The sequence below is a fragment of the Blastococcus sp. SYSU DS0616 genome (assembly GCF_054051015.1).
In genome coordinates this window covers 33,544-52,427 of record NZ_JBJHAJ010000005.1, presented here as the reverse complement: position 1 = coordinate 52,427, position 18,884 = coordinate 33,544, and the positions used below count along the sequence as shown (strand labels likewise).

The window sequence follows — 18,884 nt, the reverse complement described above, 5'->3', positions numbered from 1 at the left end:
CCGCATGGCGTCAGGCGGAACCGAATCGGCGCTGCCGGGAGGCGAACTCCTCGCACGCGGCCCACAGGTGCCGGCGGTCGAAGTCGGGCCACAGCGTGTCGAGGAAGACGAACTCGGCGTAGGCCGACTGCCACAGCAGGAAGTTGCTGGTGCGGTTCTCCCCCGAGCTGCGCACGAACAGGTCGACGTCCTCCATGTCCGGCTCGTCGAGGAACCGGGCGACGGTGGACTCGTCGATCTTGTCGGGGTTGAGCCGCCCGGCCGCGACCTCGCGGCCGATCGCCGCGGCGGCGTCGGCGATCTCGGCACGGCCGCCGTAGTTGACGCACATGGTCAGGGTCAGGACGTCGTTGTCCTGCGTGAGCTCCTCGGCGATCTCGAGCTCCTTGATGACGCTGCGCCACAGCCGCGGACGCCGCCCCGCCCAGCGCACCCGCACCCCGAGCTCGTGCATCTCGTCGCGGCGCCGGCGGATCACGTCGCGGTTGAAGCCCATGAGGAAGCGGACCTCCTCGGGGCTGCGCCGCCAGTTCTCGGTGGAGAAGGCGTAGGCGCTGATCGCCTTCACCCCCAGCTCGATCGCGCCCTCCACGCAGTCGAAGAGCGAGGACTCCCCCGCCTCGTGCCCGGCGGTGCGGGGCAGCCCGCGCTGCTTGGCCCACCGGCCGTTGCCGTCCATGACGAGTGCGATGTGCCGCGGGACCTTGTCCTTCGGCAGCTGCGGCGGGCGCGCGCCGGACGGGTGCGGATTCGGCGCCTTCACCTCACGCCTCATGCAGCAGGCTCATCTCCCGGCGGGGCGCCGACTCGGTCCGGTCCACCAACGGCAGCGAGCGCAGCCCGCGCTCCAGGTGCCACTGCAGCAGCGCGGCGACCAGCCCGCTGCCCTCCCGCCGGTTGATGCCCTGGCTGGCCTCGGCCCGGGTCCAGTCGCCGGTGAGCAGCGCGTCGAGCAGCTCGATGGTGACCGGGCTGGGCATCGCCGAGCCGGTGGGCCGGCAGGCCGGGCAGACGGTGCCGCCGGCGGGCACCGAGAAGTGCCGGTGCGGTCCGGCCTCGCCGCAGCGGGCGCACTCCGCGAGCGCGGGCTCCCACCCGGCCACCGACATCGCCCGCAGCAGGAACGCGTCGAGCACCAGCGGCGCGGGGTGCGCCCGCTCCCCCAGCGCCCGCAGCGCGCCCACCACCAGCAGGAACAGCCGCAGCGAGGGCTCCTTCTCCTCCGCGGTGAGCCGGTCGGCCGTCTCCAGAACGGCGGTGCCGGCGGTATAGGCCGGGTAGTCGGCCACGACCTCCTGGCCGTAGGACCGGATCGACTCGGCCTGGCTGACGATGTCGAGGTTGCGGCCGGTGTAGAGCTGCAGGTCGACGTGGGTGAACGGCTCGAGGCGGGCACCGAACTTGCTCTTGGTGCGGCGCACGCCCTTGGCCACCGCCCGCACCTTGCCGTGCCGGCGGGTGAGCACGGTGACGATCCGGTCGGCCTCACCCAGCTTCTGGGTGCGCAGGACGATGCCCTCGTCCCGGTAGAGCGCCTTCGGGGTGTGCGCGCTCATGCTCAGTACCCCAGCCGGTTGAGCTTCTTCGGGTCGTCCTGCCACTCCCCGAGGACGGTGACGTGCAGCTCCAGGTGCACGCGGGCGTCCAGCAGCGTCTCCATGCCCTGGCGGGCCTCGGTGCCGATCGCCTTGATGATCGAGCCACCCTTGCCCAGCAGCATGGGCTTCTGGCTGGGCCGCTCGCAGTGCAGCAGAGCGTGCACCTCGACCAGCTCGCGCCCGGGGGACTTCGGGTCGGGGCGGCGGTGCAGCTCCTCGATCGTCACCGCCAGGGAGTGCGGCACCTCCTGGAACACCTTCTCCAGCGCGGCTTCCCGGACCAGCTCGGCCAGCTGGCGCTCGGTGTCCTCGTCGGTGGTCTGCTCCTCCGGGTACAGCGGCGGCCCCTCGGGCAGCAGGCCGATCAGCAGGTCCTCCAGGAGCTCGACCTGTTCGCCCTTCACCGCGCTCACGGGCACCACCTCGGCGGCCTCGACCAGCTGGCTGGCCGCCATGAGCTGCTCGGCGACCTGCTTCTTGCCCGTGGCGTCGGTCTTCGTCACCACGAGCACGATCGGGGCCTTCACCTCCTGCAGCTGGCGGGCGATGAACCGGTCCCCGGTGCCGACGGGCTGGTCGGCCGGGACGCAGAAGACGACCACGTCGACGTCGGAGAGGGTGTCGCGGACGACGTCGTTGAGCCGGCGGCCGAGCAGGCTCTTGGGCTTGTGCAGGCCCGGGGTGTCGACCAGCACGACCTGGCCGCCGGGCCGGTGGACGACGCCGCGGATGGCGTGCCGGGTGGTCTGCGGGCGGTTGCTGACGATGCCGACCTTCTCGCCGACCATCGCGTTGGTCAGCGTGGTCTTGCCGGCGTTGGGACGCCCGACCAGCGCGACGAAGCCACTGCGGTACGGCTGGTCAGGGTCGGTCACGCGGGCAAGTCTCCCACCGGCGACCGACAACGCCGCGCGGCGGAGTCCGACGCGTGGCGCCGCGATCCCCGGGATGCCCCGTCAGGACCAGGGGCGGCCGATCCGGTCACGGCGGGCGGCGTCGAGCCGGCCGAGGACGCGCACGCCCGCCAGGACGTCCCCGGCCAGCCGCCGGCCCGCCGCGGACCAGGAGTCCGCCGGCTCCCGGCGGTCCCCGCCCGCCGGCCGCCCCAGCGACCGCAGGACGAGCACCAGCAGGAGCAGGAAGAGCAGCGTCGCCACACCGTCGACCCTCGGCGCTCCCCGCCCGCGGCGGAAGCGGCGGGAACGACTGCGTGCGCAAGAAACCTGCCAGCGTCCGGCCGGCACACCGCGGACGCGCACGATCGGCCGGCTGGGATGATCGGGGGCGTGCCAGGACGTCAGCGGAACCGGTCGCGCCCACCCCGGGCGGCGGCGGACCGCGCCCGGCGGCTGCACGTCGAGCAGGTGCGCGGCCACCGGTTCGTGGCCGGCTGGGGCCCGAAGCGCTCGGCGACCGTCGTCCCCGCGCCGCTGCGCTACTGGCAGTACCGGCCCGGAGGTCCGTTCGCGGCCGGTGCCGCCGTGCTCGTCGTCGTCCTGTGGCTCGGCCTGTTCGGCTGGGTCGGCGGCTGGCCGGCCGTCCGCGAGGAGCTGCCGCTGGCGCTCCTCGCCGGCCTGGCGGTGTACCTGCTGAACACCCGCCGGGTGACCGTCTCCGACCACGGGCTGTCGTTCGACGTGGCCGGGAGCCGCACCGATCCGGAAGCCGTCGTCCCGTCCGCGCTGGTGCAGGAGGTACGCGTCGGCCCCGCTCCGGCGGACTGGCCCCGGCCGGAGAAGCGCGGCGGGTGGTGGCCGGGGCGCAACCGGATCGCCGTCCGGTACCTGGGCGACGACGGCGAGCAGGCGCTCACCCTGTGGGTGCGCGACCCGGCGGCGTTCGCCGACGCGCTCGGGATCCCGCTGACCCGCTAGACCGAGCTGCGCAGGATGCCGTCGGGGCCGGCCAGGTGCACGGGGGCGCCGGCGGCGAGGTCGCGGACGGCGGCCAGCCCGGCCGGCTCCACGGCCTCGGCCGCGGAGACGACGACGGCGGCCTCCAGCCCCTCGACCCCGCTGGAGACGGCGGCCGCGACGGCGGCCTGGAGCGCGGTGAGGGTCAGGGAGGGCAGCGCCACGCTCGCCGCGACGTAGGTTCGGCCGTCGGTGTCGCGCACCGCGGCGCCCTCGGTCGCACCGGCGCGCGCCCGCGCCGACCGGGCGAGCGTGACGAGCTTCGCGTCCTCGGGGTGCAGATCAGCCACCGAATCAGTCTCCTACCGGTCGGTCCAGCCCTCTCACAGGCGCCCGGTGCGAGCCTGCGAGCAGTGGGGGGTGGGAGGGTCCTTCCTCAGCCTTCCACCACGCCCGCCGGCTGTTCCGCCCGGGTGGCCCCCGAGGGCTGCTGCTCGTCGGCGGCCTCCTCGCCGTCCTCCGACGGCTCGGGCAGCCGGCAGACCAGCAGGGTGTCGATGCGGTTGCGCCGCCCACCGGTGCTCTCGGCGACCAGCCGCAGTCCCCCGACCTCAGCCGCCGCCCCCTCGATCGGCACCCGCCCCAGCTCGCGGGCGAGCAGCCCGCCGACGGTCTCCACGTCGTCGTCCTCAGGCAGCTCCACCCCGGGGAACACCTGGGCGAGGTCCTGCACCGGCAGCCGGGCGGTGACCCGCGCCGAGCCGTCCTCCAGCTGCTCGATCTCCGGCCGCTGGAAGGCGTCGTGCTCGTCGGCGATCTCCCCGACGATCTCCTCCAGGATGTCCTCGATGGTGACCAGGCCGGCGAACCCGCCGTACTCGTCGACCACGATCGCGATGTGGATGCGCTGCGCCTGCATGTCCCGCAGCAGCTCGTCGACCGGCTTGGACTCCGGCACGAACGTCGGCGGGCGCATGAGCTCCTCGACCTTGGGCCCGCTGCGGTCCGGCAGGTTCTGCGACCGGCGGACCAGGTCCTTGAGGTAGACCACGCCGACCACGTCGTCGACGTTCTCGCCGATCACCGGGATCCGGCTGAAGCCGCTGCGCAGCGCCAGCGCCAGCGCCTGGCGCACCGTCTTGGTGCGCTCTATCCAGACGACGTCGGTGCGCGGGACCATGACCTCGCGGGCGATCGTGTCGCCCAGCTCGAACACCGAGTGGATCATGTTGCGCTCGCCGGACTCGACGACACCGCGCTCCTCGGCCATGTCGACCAGCTCGCGCAGCTCGACCTCCGAGGAGAACGGGCCGTCCCGGAAGCCGCGCCCGGGGGTGATCGCGTTGCCGACCAGGATCAGCAGGCTCGCCACGGGCCCGAGCACCCGGCCCAGCAGCCGGACGACCCCGGCGGAGGCCAGCGCCGTCCCGTAGGCGTGCTGGCGGCCGAGGGTGCGCGGCCCGACGCCGACGAGCACGTAGCTGACCACCGTCATGACCCCTGCGGCGGCCAGGACCGCCTGCAGTGTGCTGTCCCACAGGTCGAAGAAGAGCAGCGCCACGATGACCGCGGAGACCATCTCGCAGACGATCCGCAGCAGCAGGAGCAGCGAGACGTGCCGCGCCCGCTCGGCGACGATCTCCTCCAGCGCCGCCGCGCGCTTCACCCCGTCCCGGCGCAGCTCCTCGACGCGGGCCTTGGAGACCCGCTGGAGAGCCGCCTCCATCGCGCCGAACAGGCCGGCGAGCGGAACCAGGCAGATGGCGATCACCAGGGTGGTGATCGCGCCGGTACTCATCGGGAACCGGTCTCCTGACCCGTCGGCGCGCCCGTCACCGGCTCACGGGGGGCCGCCCGCCAGGCGTCGATGAGCTTCGTCTGGAGGCCGAACATCTCCTTCTCCTCGTCGGGCTCCATGTGGTCGTAGCCCAACAGGTGGAGAACGCCGTGGGTGGCCAGCAGCACCAGCTCGTCGTCCATCGAGTGCCCGGCGGCCCGGGCCTGCCGGACGGCGACCGCGGGGCACAGCACGATGTCGCCGAGCAGCGCGGGCCCCGGCTCGGGGTCGTCGGGCCGGCCGCCGTCGAACTCGTCCATCGGGAAGGCCAGCACGTCGGTGGGGCCCTTCTCGCCCATCCACCGCTCGTGCAGGCTGCTCATGTAGTCGGGGTCGACGCAGAGCACCGAGAGCTCGGCCATCTGGTTGATCTTCATCTCGCCGAGCACGAAGCGGCAGACACCGGCCAGCTCGGCCTCGTCCACGGCGATCTCGGACTCGTTGGACACCTCGACGGGCACGGCGGTCAGCTCCCCTGCCGGCGCGGTCGGGAGGTGCGGACCGGTGGCGCGCCGGCGGCCGATCGGCTGGTGGGTGACTGACGGGTCGCGTCCCAGCGCTCGTACGCGTCGACGATGTTGCCGACCAACCGGTGGCGGACGACGTCGGAGCTGCTCAGGTTGGCGAAGTGCACGTCCTCGATGCCGTCGAGGATCTCGCGGACGATCTTCAGCCCGCTCTGCGCACCACCGGGCAGGTCGACCTGCGTGACGTCACCGGTGACGACGATCTTGGAACCGAAGCCGAGCCGGGTGAGGAACATCTTCATCTGCTCGGCGGTGGTGTTCTGCGCCTCGTCGAGGATGACGAACGCGTCGTTCAGCGTCCGGCCACGCATGTAGGCCAGCGGGGCGACCTCGATCGTGCCCGCCTGCATCAGCCGCGGGATCGACTCCGGGTCGACCATGTCGTGCAGCGCGTCGTACAGCGGCCGCAGGTAGGGGTCGATCTTCTCCGAGAGCGTGCCGGGCAGGTAGCCCAGCCGCTCACCCGCTTCGACGGCGGGGCGGGTCAGGATGATCCGGTTGACCTGCTTGGTCGTGAGGGCCTGCACCGCCTTGGCCATCGCCAGGTAGGTCTTGCCGGTACCCGCCGGGCCGATGCCGAAGACGATCGTGTGCTCGTCGATCGCGTCGACGTAGCGCTTCTGGTTCAGCGTCTTCGGCCGGATGGTGCGGCCGCGCCGGCTGATGATGTCCAGGCTCAGCACGTCGGCGGGGCGCTCGGCGCCGCCGGCCTTGAGCATGCCGATGACCCGGCGCACCGAGTCGGGCCGGAGCACCTGGCCCGTGCCGAGCAGGGCGATCAGCTCGTCGAAGACCCGGACGGCGAAGGCGTTGTCGGCCGGCTGCCCGGTGACGGCGATCTCGTTGCCGCGCACGTGCACGTCGGCGGCGAGCTCTGCCTCCACGAGCCGGAGCAGCTCGTCGCCCGAGCCGAGCAGGGAGACCATGGACACGCCGTCGGGCACGGCGATGGTGGCCCGCACGGGCGGGGGGACGGCGCCTGCCGGCGTACCGGCGGGCGCGGCGGACGGAGCGACGAGCGTGCCGTCCGCCGTGGCGGCCTGCGCCGAGGCCTCACGCGACGTGGGAACACCTGGCACGGGGACGTTCGGGGAGGTGTCGGGCAAGAACCCTCGACCCTGCCTTCCTGCGACGGCGAAGTGCGGGGGACCCGCACTGGTGACCGTTCGACTCTACCCGCGCCCGGACCCCCGAACCCCGGCTCGCCCGAAGGGGTCAGCGCCCCCGGTAGGTCGCCTTGCCCGGGCCCTCGGTGAGGAACGAGGCGACGGCGCCGCGGAGGTCCTCGGTGGCGAAGAGCGGACCGGAGATCTCCGGCACCAGGGCGTCGGCGGCGCGGGCGCCCTCGCGGACGGCGACGGTGGCCAGCCGCTTGGTCGCCGCGTGCGCCACGGTGGGGCCGGCCGCGACGCGGCGGGCGTACTCCCGCGCCGCCTCGGCGAAGCCCTCGTCGGGCAGCACCCGGTTGACGACGTTCCAGCGCTCCAGGACGGCGGCCGGGTAGCGCTCCCCCGTGTAGATCAGCTCCTTGGCCCGGGCCGGCCCCGCCCGCTCGGCCAGCCGCTGCGGGCCGCCCATCGACGGGGTGAGCCCGACGACGATCTCCACGAGCCCGAACGACGCCTTCTCCGCCGCCAGCAGGATGTCGCAGGAGAGCGCCAGCTCGAAGGCCGCGGTCAGGCAGAGCCCGTGGGCGGCGAACACGGTGGGCACCGGCAGGTCCTCGAACGCGTTGGCCACGCGCAGCAGCCGGGCCCACAGCTCACCGCCGCGCTCCGCCGGCTCCGGCCCCTCGGCGATGTCGCGGAAATAGGTGACGTCCACCCCGCCCGAGACGACCTTGCCGCGCGCCTCGACCAGCACCGCACGGGCCCGGTCGGCCCGGGACGGATCGGTCAGCGCGACCAGCTCGCCCGCCACCGTCTCCATCGCGTCGAAGGTCGCGGCGTCGAACAGGTTCAGCGGCGGGTTGTCCAGGACGACGACGGCGACGTCACCGTCGCGCTCGACGCGGAGGGGTGCGGTGGGATCGGCCATGCCCTCACCCTCTCAGCCCACCCCGCGGGCCGCAGCGACGGCCGTCCGGGAGGGCGGCTGCTCAGCCGGGCGGCCAGCCGAGGTCGCGGCCACCCAGGACGTGCAGGTGGACGTGGTGGACGCTCTGCCCGGCCTGCGGACCGGTGTTGGTGACGAGGCGGTAGCCGGGTGCGGCACCGCCGTCGGTCACCAGGCCCTCCCGGGTGGCCACCGCGTGCGCCCCGGCGACCACCTCGCCGAGCAGGGCCGGGTCGGCCGTCACCAGAGCACCGACGGTCGCGTGGTGCTCCTTGGGGATGACGAGCACGTGGGTCGGGGCCTGCGGGTTGATGTCGCGGAAGGCGAGCACCCGGTCGGTCTCGTGGACGACGTCGGCGGGGATCTCGCCGGCGACCATGCGGCAGAACAGGCAGTCGGTCACGCCCCGACCCTAGGAGGACCCCCGTGCTCCCCACCACTCGCTGCGCTCGCGGCGGGACCCGGCACGGGGGCCGTTCCAGGACGTCACCTGCTCCCCACCACTCGCTGCGCTCACGGCGGGACCCGGCACGGGGGCCGTTCCAGGACGTCACCTGCTCCCCACCACTCGCTGCGCTCGCGGCGGGACCCGGCACGGGGGCCGTTCCAGCGCGTCGGCCGTCAGCCGCCGCTCTCGACCCCGAGGTACGCCTGCACGATCCGCTCGTCGGCGAGCAGCTCGTCGGCCGGCCCGGAGTGCACCACCTCCCCGCTCTGGAGCACGTACCCGTGGTCGGCGGCGCGCAGCGCCCGGCGAGCGTTCTGCTCCACCAGCACCACCGTGGTGCCCGAGGCGCGGATCTCCTCGATCACGCGGAAGACCTCGTCGACGATCTTGGGCGCCAGCCCCATCGACGGCTCGTCCATGAGCATGACCGTCGGCCCGGCCACCAGGGCACGGGCGATGGCGAGCATCTGCTGCTCGCCGCCGGAGAGCGCTCCGGCCGGCAGCGCCCGGCGCTCGGCCAGCACCGGGAACCGGTCGTACATCGCGTCGACGGAGCGCGCGCCGCTGGCCCCGGAGTGCCACGTGCCCATCTGGAGGTTCTCCTCGATGGTGAGCGTGGCGAGGATCTGCCGGCCCTCGGGCACCTGCACGAGGCCCCGCCCCACCAGCTTGTGCGCCGGGGTGCGGGTGATGTCCTGGCCCTCGAACGTGATCCGCCCACCTGCCGGCCGCAGCATGCCGGAGACGGCGTTGATGACCGAGGACTTGCCCGCCCCGTTCGCCCCGACGAGGGTCACCAGCGAGCCCCGCTCGGCTCGGAAGCTGACGCCCCGGACGGCCTCGACCCGTCCGTAGGTCACCCGCAGGTCCTCGACGGTGAGGATCGGATCGCTCATCTCGCATCCCCCGGGGTGGTGTCGGGCGTGTCCAGGGTGCCGGCGGCGCCTGGTCGCACGTTGGCGACGGCGTCCGGTGGCACGGCGTCGTCGCCTGCCGCGGTCGGGTCCACCTGGGTGCCATCGGCGATCGAGCCACCACCGTCGTCGTCCCCGGCCGAGCCCAGGTATGCCTCGATGACCACCGGGTCGGCCGCGACCTGGTCCGGCGCGCCGCTGGCGATCACCTCGCCGAAGTTGAGGACCACGACCCGGGTGCAGGTCTTCAGGACCATGCCGACGTTGTGCTCGATGAACAGGATGGTCAGCCCGTCCCGCGCCAGCGACCGGATCAGCTCGGACAGCCGCTCCGCCTCGACGCGGTTCATCCCCGCGGCCGGCTCGTCGAGGATCAGCAGGGAGGGATCGGAGGCGAGCGCACGGGCGATCTCGAGCCTGCGCTGGTCGCCGTAGGAGAGCGCCTCGGCCCGGCTGGCGGCGAGCTCGGTGAGCCCGACGCGCTCCAGGCAGCGGGCCGCCTGGCGCAGCGCGGCCCGCTCGTCCCGCCGCGCCGACGGCAACCAGAGCAGCCGCCGCAGGAAGGTCGGCCGGCTGACCAGGTGCGCCCCGACCAGCACGTTCTCCAGCGCCGACAGCCGGTTGAACAGCTTCGAGTGCTGGAACGTGCGGCTCACGCCCGCCGCCGCGATCCGGTGCACCGGCGTGGCGCCGATCGTCGTCCCGAGCACCGTCGCACTGCCGGAGCTGGGTGGGACCAGCCCGCTGATCATGTTCACCAGCGTCGTCTTGCCGGCTCCGTTGGGGCCGATCAGGCCGACGACCTCGCCGGCCCGGATCTCCAGGTCCACGCCCCGGACGGCGTGCACCCCGCCGTACTCCTTGCCCAGGCCGGCGAGGGTGACCACCGGCTCCCCGGCCGCCGGGTGGCGACGGGCGGCGAGGCCGGTGGCGTCGTCGTCGACCCCGCCGGAGGGCATCCGGGTGCGGCGCGGGATCAGGCTGGCCAGGCCACCGGGCAGGAAGAGGATGACGACCAGCAGGAGCAGGCTGGCGAGGAACGGCCGGATCCAGCCGGCCTCCACGCCGACCGCCCGCTGGAGCTCGGGGACGATCGTCTGGAACCCGCTGCCCAGCAGCGGCCCGAGGAACATCGTGGATCCCCCGACCACCGCGGTGACCAGTCCCTCCACGGCCGCCGTGAAGTCGAAGTCGTTGGGGGCGATGAGCCGGACGTAGTAGGCGTAGAGGACGCCGTACAACCCGGCGACCGCGCCCGCGGTGACGAACGCGGCGAGCCGGTGGCGCCCCACGTCGATGCCCATGGAGCGGGCGGCCAGCTCGTCCTCCCGGATGGCCTCCAGCGCGCGGCCGTAGCGCGAGCGCCCCATCCGCCAGAACCAGTACGCGACCAGCGCGAGCGCGGTCCAGGCCATGCCGACGGTCAGGACCCGGGGGACCCCCAGGCCCTGCGCGCCGCCGGTCCACTCCTGGTTGAGCAGGACCACGCGGACGGCCTCGGCGAACCCGAGGGTGGCGATCGCCAGGAAGACCCCGCGCAGGTGCATGGTCGGCAGGCCCAGGACGACGGCGCCGAGCGCGCCGACGGACATGCCGATCGCCACGGCGATCAGCAGCGCGGGGATCTCGCCGACGTCGGCGCCGGCGGGTGACAGGTAGGCACCGGAGAACGCTGCGAGGGAGGCGAAGCCCGCCTGGCCGAGGCTCAGCTGCCCGGCGATCAGGACGGCGTAGAAGGAGTAGGCGAAGATCGCCCCGAGGGCGATGAAGGTGAGCGTGGTGGCGTACTGGCCCAGCATCAGACCTCCCGGACCTTCCGCGCGCCGAGCAGCCCCTGCGGGCGCAGCAGCAGGATCACGAACAGCAGGCCGAAGGCGATGACGTTCACCCACGACGAGCCGATGTACTGGACGGCGAACACCTCGGCCAGGCCCAGCAGCAGCCCGCCGATGAGGGCGCCGGGCAGCGAGCCCATGCCGCCGACGATGATGACTGCCAGCCCCTTGAGCTCGATGGCCGCGCCCATGCCCAGCTGGGCGGTGTTCACGTTGATCGCGAACAGCACGCCGGCGACCGCGCCGAGCGCCGAGGAGATCGCGAAGGTGACCGCGGTGACCCGGTCGACGTTCACGCCGAGCACCCGCGCCGCCGTCGGGTTCTCGGCGACCGCGCGCATCCCCCGGCCCAGCCGGGTGCGGGTGACCATGTAGGTCAGCGCCACCATCAGGGCGAGGGAGACCGCGAGGATGACCACCTGCACGAGGGTCACCTGGGCGCCGAACACCTCGAACCGGGTGTCGGGGAACGAGCCCGGGGGGAATCGGCGGGTGTCCGGGCCGTAGCGCCACTGCAGCAGCGCGATCAGCATGCCGGCGAGCGCGATCGAGGAGATCAGCCCGGCGAAGTGGGCGTCGGCGCGGCCCTTGAGCGGCCGGAACGCCACCCGCTCGATCACCAGCCCCAGGACGGCGCCGAAGACGAAGACGATCGGCAGCGCGGCCCAGAGGGACAGCCCGCCCCGCTCGACCAGCTCGATGCCGACGAAGGCGGAGGCCGCGAAGACCGCGGGGTGCGCGAGGTTCAGCCGGTCGAGGATGCCGAAGACCAGCGTGAACCCGATGGCGAACAACGCGTAGATGGAGCCGATGAAGATGCCGTTCAGGAGCTGCTGCACAGAGGTGCCTGTTCTCGTCGTGGGTGCCCGGGCACGGTAGCCGACACGCCCGCCGGGGCCCGGTCCGAGGACCGGGCCCCGGCGGGGTCGCAGCGCGGTGCCGGCCGATCAGGGGGCCGGCGCCGCGGAGCAGATCACTCCAGGACGGCGAACTGGCCGTTCTCGACGACCTGCACGACGGCCGGGTGGTCGGCGTCCCGGTTCTCGTCGATGGAGAACTCGCCGAGGACGGTGGGCACGTCCTCGATCTCGCCGAGCGCTTCCTGGATGCTGTCGCGCTCGCCGGAGCAGTTGGCGCGCACGGCCTGGTCGACCAGCTTCAGCCCGGCGTAGGCCTGCGCCGCGAACTGGTCGGGCTGGGCGTCGTACTCGGCCTCGTAGGCCTCGAGGAACGCCTGGTTCTCCGGGTTGTCGGACGAGGAGTTCCAGGCGGCGCCGACGACGACGCCCTCGGCCGCCTCGCCCGCGTCGGCCATGAGCCGCGGGTTGTTGAACCCGTTGCCGCCGATGATCGGCACGTCGATGCCGAGCTCACGGGCCTGGGTCACCAGCGGCACCGCTGCCTCGATCAGGGCGGAGACGACCAGCGCGTCGGGGTCGTTCTCCCGGGCCTGGGTGAGCAGGGCGCGGAAATCGGTGTCGGACTTGGAGAAGGTGATCGTCTCGCTGATGTTCACGCCCTCCTCCTCCAGCGCGGCGGCGAACGCCTCGTAGCCGGACTCGGTGAAGGCGTCGTCGTTGCTGTACATGACCACGACGTCCTGGAGCCCGAACTGCTCGGTCGCCTGGGCGATCGTCTGCGGGATCACCGCCTGCTCGGTGAGCGAGGCGCGGAAGATGTAGTCGCCGATCTCGGTGACGCCCTCGGCGGTGTTGGAGATCCCCAGCACGGGGACGCCTGCGTCCTGGGCGATCGGGTCGGCCTGGACGGCGGCGTTCGACAGCGTGGGGCCGATGATCAGGCTCACGCCGTCGGAGACGAACTCGTCGAACAGCGTGATGGCCTGGCGCGGATCGGTCTGGTCGTCCTCGATCGTGAGGTCGTAGGTGACGCCGCCCTGCTCGGCGAGCTCCGCGGCGGCCAGTTGCAGGCCGCGCTGCTGCGACTCGCCGTAGCTGGCCGCGGCGCCGGTGAGGCTGAGCACCGCGCCGAGGGGCACCTCGCCCTCGATGGTGCAGGATTCGCCGCTGCCCTCGCCGGTCAGCTCTCCGGAGGCAGCGGTTCCCCCGCCGTCGGACTCACCGGAGCCGCAGGAGGCGAGGAGGAGGGCCGCGGCGCCGGCCGCGGCGACGGTGTGGAGCTTGGTGCGCATGTCTCTCCCTTGTCGAGCACGACGACCGCGCACCGCCGAGGCGGCCGCGCGTTCCCCGGGTCGGACGGGCACTGCCCGTGTCACCCCGGCATCGTGGGCCGACCGAGGTCGGTCGGCCGGGTTACGGCCGTCACAGTAGGCAGCCGCGGCCGGGCTTCCCCTAGGGGCGTGGCAAGCGTGACCAGTACGTGACCGACCCGGTCCCCGGGGACGCGCGTCGGAGGCGCGGCGCGCCGCTCCCGGCACGCGGGGTAGAGGATGGGACGCCCCCCACCACCGACCACGGAGGTTCCCGTGCCCGTGCCCGTGCCCGTTCCCCGGGCGAGGACGTAGTGCGTCCCGCTCGCGCCGCCCGGTCGGGTGGCCCCGTCCCCGGTCCCGCTCTCCTCCCCCACCTCTCCCGCCGCGCCCTGCTGGCCGGCACCGGCGCCGCCCTCGCCGCCGCGCTCGCCGGCTGCGGCCGCACCTCGGACCCCGCACCGTCCTCCCCGGGGCCGCTGCGCATCGGCGCCATCCCCGACCAGGACCCCGAGGTCCTGCAGCGGCTCCACGGCACCGTGGCCGACTCCATGGCCCGGGCGCTCGACGTCGACGTCGAGTACCGGCCCGTCACCGACTACGCCGCCGCCGTCTCGCTGTTCCGCACCGGCGACCTGGACCTGGTCTGGTTCGGCGGTCTCACCGGCGTCCAGGCGCGGCTGCAGACCCCCGGCGCCGTCCCGATCGCGCAGCGCGACATCGACGAGGAGTTCCACTCCGTCTTCGTGGTGAACGCGAGCACCGGCCTGTCCCCGTCCGAGGACCTCACCCCGCTCGGCGACCTGCGCTTCACCTACGGCAGCGAGACCTCGACCTCGGGCCGGCTCATGCCCGCCTACTTCCTGCGCGAGGCCGGCGTCGACCCGGAGGGCTTCCCGGGCGGCCCGGGGTTCTCCGGCTCGCACGACGCGACGCTGTCCCTCGTCGCCTCCGGCAGCTACCAGGCCGGCGTGCTGAACGAGCAGGTCTACGAGTCCCGCGCGGCCGCCGGGGAGATCGACCCGGCGGTCGTCCGCTACGCACGGACCCCCGCCTACCACGACTACCACTGGCTGCTCGGCCCCGGCGCCGTCGAACGGTTCGGCGACGACCTGCCCGACCGGCTGACCGGGTACTTCACCGGCCTGTCCGCGCAGGATCCGCAGGACGCCGAGGTGCTCGGGCTGTTCGGCGCGGGGGCGTTCCTCCCCACCGAGGCGGCGAACTACGACCAGATCGAGCAGATCGGCCGGGACCTGGGGCTGGTCAACTGACCGAGATCGCGCGGCTCACCGGTATCGAGGTCCGCTTCGGCGGCACGCCTGCCCTCGCCGGGGTGGACCTCGCGGTGGCCGCCGGCGAGCGGGTCGCCGTCGTCGGCGCCTCGGGAGCGGGCAAGTCGACGCTGCTGAACGTGCTCAACGGCGCGGTGACCCCGACCGCGGGGCAGGTGCGGGTCCTCGGCGAGGACCCGACGGCGCTGCGCGGCCGGGACCTGCGCCGGCTGCGGGCCCGCACCGGCACCGTCCACCAGCACCTGGAGCTGACCGGCGCGCTGCGGGTGGTGCACAACGTCAACGCCGGGCGGCTGGGTCGGTGGCCGGCCGGCCGGGCGGCGTGGTCGCTGCTCCGCCCGCAGGACCCGTCGACGGTGCGGCAGGCCCTGGAGCGGGTGGGCCTCGCCGACCGGATGTACGAGCGCACCGACCGGCTGTCGGGAGGGCAGCGGCAACGGGTGGCGCTGGCCCGCCTGCTCGTGCAGCAGCCGGAGCTCGTGCTCGCCGACGAGCCGGCGTCGGCCCTCGACCCGGCGCTGGCCGACCTCGCCCTCGGCCTGCTCGGCGACCTCGCGACCGAGCGGGGTGGCGCGCTGCTGGCCTGCCTGCACGACCCGGCCCTGGCGCTGCGCCACTGCGACCGGGTCGTCGGCCTTGCCGCCGGCCGGATCGTCCTGGACGCCCCCGCCCGCGGCCTGACGGTGGCGGAGCTGGAGCGGTTCTACGGGGTCACCCGGTGACGACCGTCCTCGACCGGGCGGCACCTCCCGAGCTCCGGCTGCGCCGGGACCGGCGGCGGTGGGTCTGGGGGCTGGCCGGGCTCAGCCTGCTCGGCTGGGCGCTGGCCGGCAGCGGGCTGTTCTCCGGGCCGGTGCTCAACCCGGCCGGCACCGCCCAGGTCGGCCGCTTCCTCTCCGCCGCGCTGCGCCCGGAGCTGGGCGGCGAGTTCCTCCGCGTCGTCGCGGGCTCCACCCTGGTCACCGTCGCCTACGCCGTGCTCGGCGCCGGGCTGGCCGTGCTGCTCGGCGCGCTGGCCGCGGTCCCGGTCTCCCGGACCGCCTGGGGAGGACGGCGCACCGGCTGGCTGCTGACCCGCGGGGTGCTGGCGCTGCCCCGGGGGCTGCACGAGGCGGTGTGGGGCCTGCTGCTGGTCAACGTGCTCGGGCTCGACCCGTGGGTGGGCGTGCTGGCGATCGCCGTCCCGTACGGCGCGATCACCGCCAAGGTCTTCGCCGACCTGCTGGACGAGGTGCCCCGGGGCAGCTACGACGCCCTCCTCGCGGCAGGCGCCGGGCGGGGGACGGCGGCGCTGTACGGGCTGCTGCCCGCGGCCGCCGGCGGGCTGCTCTCGTACTCCTTCTACCGGCTGGAGTGCGCGGTCCGGGCAGCCGTCGTCCTGGGGCTGATCGGGGCCGGCGGGCTCGGTTACCAGCTGGCGCTCTCCTTCACCTCGCTGCGCTGGGCGCAGGTGTGGACGACGGTCTACGCGCTCGCGCTGCTGTGCCTGCTGGCCGACGTCGGCGGCCGGGCCGTGCGCCGCCGGGTCGCGGCACCCCGGCGCACGGGCACGGGGTCCCGGCGTGATCCGCTGCTGACCGGCGCGGTGCTCGCCGTCGTCGCCGCGGTCGCGTGGGCGGCCTGGTACCTGGCGCTCTCCCCCGCCGCGCTGGTCTCCGCACGCACCCGCGAGCAACTGGCCTACGTCGCCTCGGCCGCGTGGCCACCTGCCCTGGACGGCGAACTGCTCGGCGACGTCTGGTCCACCGCTCTGGAGGCCCTGCGCATGTCGGTCCTGGCGATCGCGTTCGCCGCCGCCGGCGTGGTGGCGCTGGCCGCCCTCGCCGCGCGCCCGCCCGGCCCGGCCGGGCCGGTGCGACGCACCGCCGGGGTGCTCACCCGGCTGGCCCTGCTCCTGCTGCGCGCCGTCCCGCCACCGGTGTGGGCGCTGGTCGCGTTGTTCGTCCTGCTGCCCGGCGTCCTGCCCGGAGCGCTGGCCCTCGGGGTCTACACCCTGGGCGTGCTCGGCCGGCTGGTCGGCGAGGCGGTCGAGGAAACCGACCGGCGCCCGGCCGAGGCGCTGCGCGCCATGGGGGCCTCTCCGGTCGGCCGGTGGCTCTACGGCTCCGCCCCGGCGCTCGCCGGCCCGGTGCTGGCGCTGTCGCTCTACCGCTGGGAGGTGGCGATCCGCGACACCGTCCTCGTCGGCCTGCTCGGCGCCGGCGGGATCGGGGTGCTGCTGTCGGCACGGATGTCGGCCTTCGACTGGGCGGGCGTCACCACCGTGCTGGCGGCGATCGTGCTGCTGACCTTCCTCGTCGACCTGGTCAGCGACCGCGCCCGCGCCGCAGTTCGATGAGGCGATGACACTGCGACCCTCCGGGCCGCACCACGGCCAGGTGCCGTTCCCCGGCTGCGACGGGTGCGTCCGCGTTCCCTGCCGGGAGCCCTCCGGGCCCCGCGGCGGGGAACGCCCTACCTCCAGCGTGCGGTGACGGACAACGCCGCCAGCGCGGCGGCGCCCGCGGTGGAGGTGCGCAGCACCTCCGGGCCCAGCCGCACCGGTTCGGCCCCGGCCGCGTGGAACGCGACGACCTCGCCGTCGGAGAGCCCGCCCTCCGGGCCGACGACGATCACCACGGTGCCCGAGGTGGGCACGGCCAGCTCGGCCAGCGGCCGGCGGGCCTGCTCGTGCAGGATGACGGCGAGGTCGGCGTCGGCGAGCACCCCGGCGACCTCCCGGGTGCTCATCGGCGCGGTCACCTCGGGCAGCCGCGGCCGCCGGGACTGCTTGCTCGCCGCCCGGGCCGCGGCCCGCCACTTGGCCAGGCCCTTCTCCACCCGGTCGTCGCGCCAGCGGGTCACGCAGCGCGCGGCCTGCCACGGCACGATCCGGTCGACGCCGAGCTCGGTGGCCAGGTCGACGGCCAGCGGGCCCCGGTCCCCCTTGGGCAGGGCCTGCACCAGCACGAACTCCGGGTCCGGCGCGGGTACCTCGAACCGGTTCCGCACGGCGACGCGCAGACCCTCGCGGCCGGCGGCGACGACCTCGCCCTCGGCGACGGTGCCCGCGCCGTCACCGACGTGCACCCGCTCGCCCGGTTGCAGGCGCAGCACGTCGACGGCGTGCCGCCCCTCCTGCCCGGCGACGAGCAGCTCCGGGACCTCGGGCAGCTCGTCGACGAGGAACAGCGGGACGCCGTCGAGCTCGGGGGCCTCGGTGCTCATGGATCAGCGCCCGTGGAAGGCGTCGCGGACCCGGGAGAACAGGCCGCCCTGGGCCTCCCGGTTGGCACCGGGCTGGTCCTCCCCCCGGAGGGCGGCCAGCTCGCGCAGCAGCTTCTCCTGCTCGGCGTCGAGCTTCGTCGGCGTCTGCACCTCGACGTGCACCAGCAGGTCACCGCGCCCGGTGGCACGCAGCCGCGGTGCCCCGTGCGCGCGGAGGGTGAGCACGCTGCCCGACTGGGTGCCCGGGCGGATGTCGAGCTCCTCCTCGCCGTCGAGCGTCTTGAGGGTCAGCGTGGTGCCCAGCGCCGCGGAGGTCATCGGCAGCGTGACCCGGCAGTGCAGGTCCTCGCCATCGCGGGTGAACACCTCGTGCGGCCGCTCGTGCACCTCCACGTAGAGGTCGCCGGCCGGCCCGCCACCGGGGCCGACCTCGCCCTGGCCGGTGAGCCGGATCCGCATCCCGTCCTCCACGCCCGGCGGCACCTTCACCGACAGGGTGCGGCGGGCCCGCACCCGGCCGTCGCCCGCGCACTTCGGGCACGGCTGCGGGATGACCTGGCCGGTGCCCGAGCAGGTCGGGCAGATGCGGCTGGAGACGACCTGCCCGAGGAAGCCGCGCTGCACGCTCTGCACCTCGCCGCGGCCGGAGCACGTGCCGCAGGTGGCCGGGTGGGTGCCGGGGGCGGTCCCGGCGCCGGCGCAGGTGTCGCAGAGCACGGCGGTGTCGACGGTGAGGTCCTTCGTGGTGCCGAAGACGGTCTCGTCCAGCTCCAGCTCCACCGGGATCAGCGCGTCCCGCCCGGCCCGCGTGCGGCTGCGCGGGCCACGGGTGGCCGCGCCGCCGAAGAAGGCGTCCATGATGTCGCCCAGGCCGCCGAACCCGGCACCGGCGAAGCCACCGGCACCCCCGGCGCCGCTGTCGAAGGGGTCACCGCCCAGGTCCACGATCCGGCGCTTCTCCGGATCGGTCAGCGCCTCGTAGGCGCGGGTGACCTCCTGGAAGCGCTCCTTGGCCTCCGGATCGGGGTTGACGTCCGGGTGCAGGTCGCGCGCGAGCCGCCGGTAGGCGCGCTTGATGTCCTGATCGGTCGCTCCCTGGGCCAGGCCCAGCACGCCGTAGTAGTCGGTCGCCATCGAAAAGTCTC

The 18,884-nt window shown here is 74.3% G+C and carries 20 protein-coding genes; 4 read left to right on the top strand and 16 right to left on the bottom strand.

The genetic code is table 11. The features are described from left to right. Positions 1–10: 10 nt before the first annotated feature. The 4 genes from ACI79K_RS05220 to ACI79K_RS05205 all read right to left on the bottom strand — a co-directional run bounded on the left by ACI79K_RS05220 (position 11) and on the right by ACI79K_RS05205 (position 2,755). Positions 11–775 carry an isoprenyl transferase gene (locus tag ACI79K_RS05220; protein ID WP_456588914.1) on the bottom strand — a complete coding sequence of 255 codons (765 nt, stop codon included), beginning with the start codon at positions 773–775 and terminating at the stop codon, positions 11–13. Further along, on the bottom strand, positions 765–1,556 hold the full coding sequence (recO, locus tag ACI79K_RS05215) for a DNA repair protein RecO (RefSeq protein WP_456588913.1): 792 nt from the start codon (positions 1,554–1,556) through the stop codon (positions 765–767). The genes ACI79K_RS05220 and recO overlap by 11 nt, the downstream gene beginning before the upstream one ends. A gap of 2 nt (positions 1,557–1,558) precedes the next feature. Continuing rightward, positions 1,559–2,473 (bottom strand): GTPase Era, encoded by a 915-nt coding sequence (gene era, locus ACI79K_RS05210; RefSeq protein WP_456588912.1) that lies wholly within the window; start codon positions 2,471–2,473, stop codon positions 1,559–1,561. Positions 2,474–2,554: 81 nt separating this feature from the next. Beyond that, positions 2,555–2,755 carry a hypothetical protein gene (locus ACI79K_RS05205; protein ID WP_456588911.1) on the bottom strand — a complete coding sequence of 67 codons (201 nt, stop codon included), beginning with the start codon at positions 2,753–2,755 and terminating at the stop codon, positions 2,555–2,557. A 129-nt stretch (positions 2,756–2,884) separates the two neighbouring features. On the opposite strand from ACI79K_RS05205, the gene ACI79K_RS05200 reads away from it, so the two are divergent. Further along, entirely contained in the window at positions 2,885–3,472 is a 588-nt protein-coding gene (locus tag ACI79K_RS05200; RefSeq protein WP_456588910.1) for a hypothetical protein, read from the top strand. Here ACI79K_RS05200 and ACI79K_RS05195 read toward each other — a convergent pair. The 10 genes from ACI79K_RS05195 to ACI79K_RS05150 form a co-directional block, all read right to left on the bottom strand. Then, positions 3,469–3,801, bottom strand: coding sequence for a cytidine deaminase (locus ACI79K_RS05195; RefSeq protein WP_456588909.1), 333 nt, complete (start codon positions 3,799–3,801; stop codon positions 3,469–3,471). The genes ACI79K_RS05200 and ACI79K_RS05195 overlap by 4 nt on opposite strands. A gap of 86 nt (positions 3,802–3,887) precedes the next feature. Continuing rightward, positions 3,888–5,249: a hemolysin family protein gene (locus ACI79K_RS05190; protein WP_456588908.1), complete on the bottom strand. Its 1,362-nt coding sequence runs from the start codon at positions 5,247–5,249 to the stop codon at positions 3,888–3,890. Further along, complete coding sequence (gene ybeY / locus ACI79K_RS05185) at positions 5,246–5,749, bottom strand: rRNA maturation RNase YbeY (RefSeq protein ID WP_456588907.1); 504 nt, start codon at positions 5,747–5,749, stop codon at positions 5,246–5,248. Before ybeY ends, ACI79K_RS05190 begins: the two co-directional genes overlap by 4 nt. A 5-nt stretch (positions 5,750–5,754) precedes the next feature. After that, positions 5,755–6,777: a PhoH family protein gene (locus ACI79K_RS05180; RefSeq protein WP_456588906.1), complete on the bottom strand. Its 1,023-nt coding sequence runs from the start codon at positions 6,775–6,777 to the stop codon at positions 5,755–5,757. Between the two features lie 253 nt (positions 6,778–7,030). Further along, positions 7,031–7,852, bottom strand: coding sequence for an enoyl-CoA hydratase/isomerase family protein (locus ACI79K_RS05175; RefSeq protein ID WP_456599127.1), 822 nt, complete (start codon positions 7,850–7,852; stop codon positions 7,031–7,033). 61 nt (positions 7,853–7,913) lie between these two features. Next, the gene (locus ACI79K_RS05170) at positions 7,914–8,273 is read right to left on the bottom strand and encodes a histidine triad nucleotide-binding protein (protein WP_456588904.1); all 360 of its coding nucleotides are present in this window, start codon (positions 8,271–8,273) and stop codon (positions 7,914–7,916) included. Positions 8,274–8,491: 218 nt separating this feature from the next. Further along, complete coding sequence (locus ACI79K_RS05165) at positions 8,492–9,214, bottom strand: ABC transporter ATP-binding protein (protein WP_456599126.1); 723 nt, start codon at positions 9,212–9,214, stop codon at positions 8,492–8,494. Further along, positions 9,211–11,031: a branched-chain amino acid ABC transporter ATP-binding protein/permease gene (locus tag ACI79K_RS05160; RefSeq protein ID WP_456599125.1), complete on the bottom strand. Its 1,821-nt coding sequence runs from the start codon at positions 11,029–11,031 to the stop codon at positions 9,211–9,213. Before ACI79K_RS05160 ends, ACI79K_RS05165 begins: the two co-directional genes overlap by 4 nt. Further along, entirely contained in the window at positions 11,031–11,906 is an 876-nt protein-coding gene (locus tag ACI79K_RS05155) for a branched-chain amino acid ABC transporter permease (RefSeq protein WP_456591300.1), read from the bottom strand. Before ACI79K_RS05155 ends, ACI79K_RS05160 begins: the two co-directional genes overlap by 1 nt. A 134-nt stretch (positions 11,907–12,040) precedes the next feature. Beyond that, on the bottom strand, positions 12,041–13,219 hold the full coding sequence (locus ACI79K_RS05150; RefSeq protein WP_456591228.1) for an ABC transporter substrate-binding protein: 1,179 nt from the start codon (positions 13,217–13,219) through the stop codon (positions 12,041–12,043). A 332-nt stretch (positions 13,220–13,551) separates the two neighbouring features. Between ACI79K_RS05150 and ACI79K_RS05145 the strand changes: the two genes are divergently transcribed. The 3 genes from ACI79K_RS05145 (at position 13,552) to ACI79K_RS05135 (ending at position 16,870) form a co-directional block, all read left to right on the top strand. Beyond that, positions 13,552–14,511 (top strand): putative selenate ABC transporter substrate-binding protein, encoded by a 960-nt coding sequence (locus ACI79K_RS05145; RefSeq protein ID WP_456591229.1) that lies wholly within the window; start codon positions 13,552–13,554, stop codon positions 14,509–14,511. A gap of 62 nt (positions 14,512–14,573) precedes the next feature. Further along, the gene (locus ACI79K_RS05140; protein ID WP_456599124.1) at positions 14,574–15,254 is read left to right on the top strand and encodes a phosphonate ABC transporter ATP-binding protein; all 681 of its coding nucleotides are present in this window, start codon (positions 14,574–14,576) and stop codon (positions 15,252–15,254) included. Beyond that, entirely contained in the window at positions 15,251–16,870 is a 1,620-nt protein-coding gene (locus ACI79K_RS05135) for a PhnE/PtxC family ABC transporter permease (RefSeq protein WP_456599123.1), read from the top strand. The genes ACI79K_RS05140 and ACI79K_RS05135 overlap by 4 nt, the downstream gene beginning before the upstream one ends. 116 nt (positions 16,871–16,986) lie before the next feature. On the opposite strand, the gene ACI79K_RS05130 is transcribed toward ACI79K_RS05135, so the two are convergent. Then, on the bottom strand, positions 16,987–17,739 hold the full coding sequence (locus ACI79K_RS05130; RefSeq protein ID WP_456591232.1) for a 16S rRNA (uracil(1498)-N(3))-methyltransferase: 753 nt from the start codon (positions 17,737–17,739) through the stop codon (positions 16,987–16,989). Between the two features lie 3 nt (positions 17,740–17,742). Then, entirely contained in the window at positions 17,743–18,873 is a 1,131-nt protein-coding gene (gene dnaJ, locus ACI79K_RS05125) for a molecular chaperone DnaJ (protein WP_456591233.1), read from the bottom strand. Positions 18,874–18,884 lie beyond the last annotated feature (11 nt).

Coding starts and splice junctions, on each gene's coding strand:
- ACI79K_RS05220 (WP_456588914.1), bottom strand. CDS start 775: ATGAGGCGTGAGGTGAAGGCGCCGAATCCGCACCCGTCCGGCGCGCGC.
- recO (WP_456588913.1), bottom strand. CDS start 1,556: ATGAGCGCGCACACCCCGAAGGCGCTCTACCGGGACGAGGGCATCGTC.
- ACI79K_RS05190 (WP_456588908.1), bottom strand. CDS start 5,249: ATGAGTACCGGCGCGATCACCACCCTGGTGATCGCCATCTGCCTGGTT.
- ACI79K_RS05175 (WP_456599127.1), bottom strand. CDS start 7,852: ATGGCCGATCCCACCGCACCCCTCCGCGTCGAGCGCGACGGTGACGTC.
- ACI79K_RS05165 (WP_456599126.1), bottom strand. CDS start 9,214: ATGAGCGATCCGATCCTCACCGTCGAGGACCTGCGGGTGACCTACGGA.
- ACI79K_RS05160 (WP_456599125.1), bottom strand. CDS start 11,031: ATGCTGGGCCAGTACGCCACCACGCTCACCTTCATCGCCCTCGGGGCG.
- ACI79K_RS05150 (WP_456591228.1), bottom strand. CDS start 13,219: ATGCGCACCAAGCTCCACACCGTCGCCGCGGCCGGCGCCGCGGCCCTC.
- ACI79K_RS05130 (WP_456591232.1), bottom strand. CDS start 17,739: ATGAGCACCGAGGCCCCCGAGCTCGACGGCGTCCCGCTGTTCCTCGTC.
- dnaJ (WP_456591233.1), bottom strand. CDS start 18,873: ATGGCGACCGACTACTACGGCGTGCTGGGCCTGGCCCAGGGAGCGACC.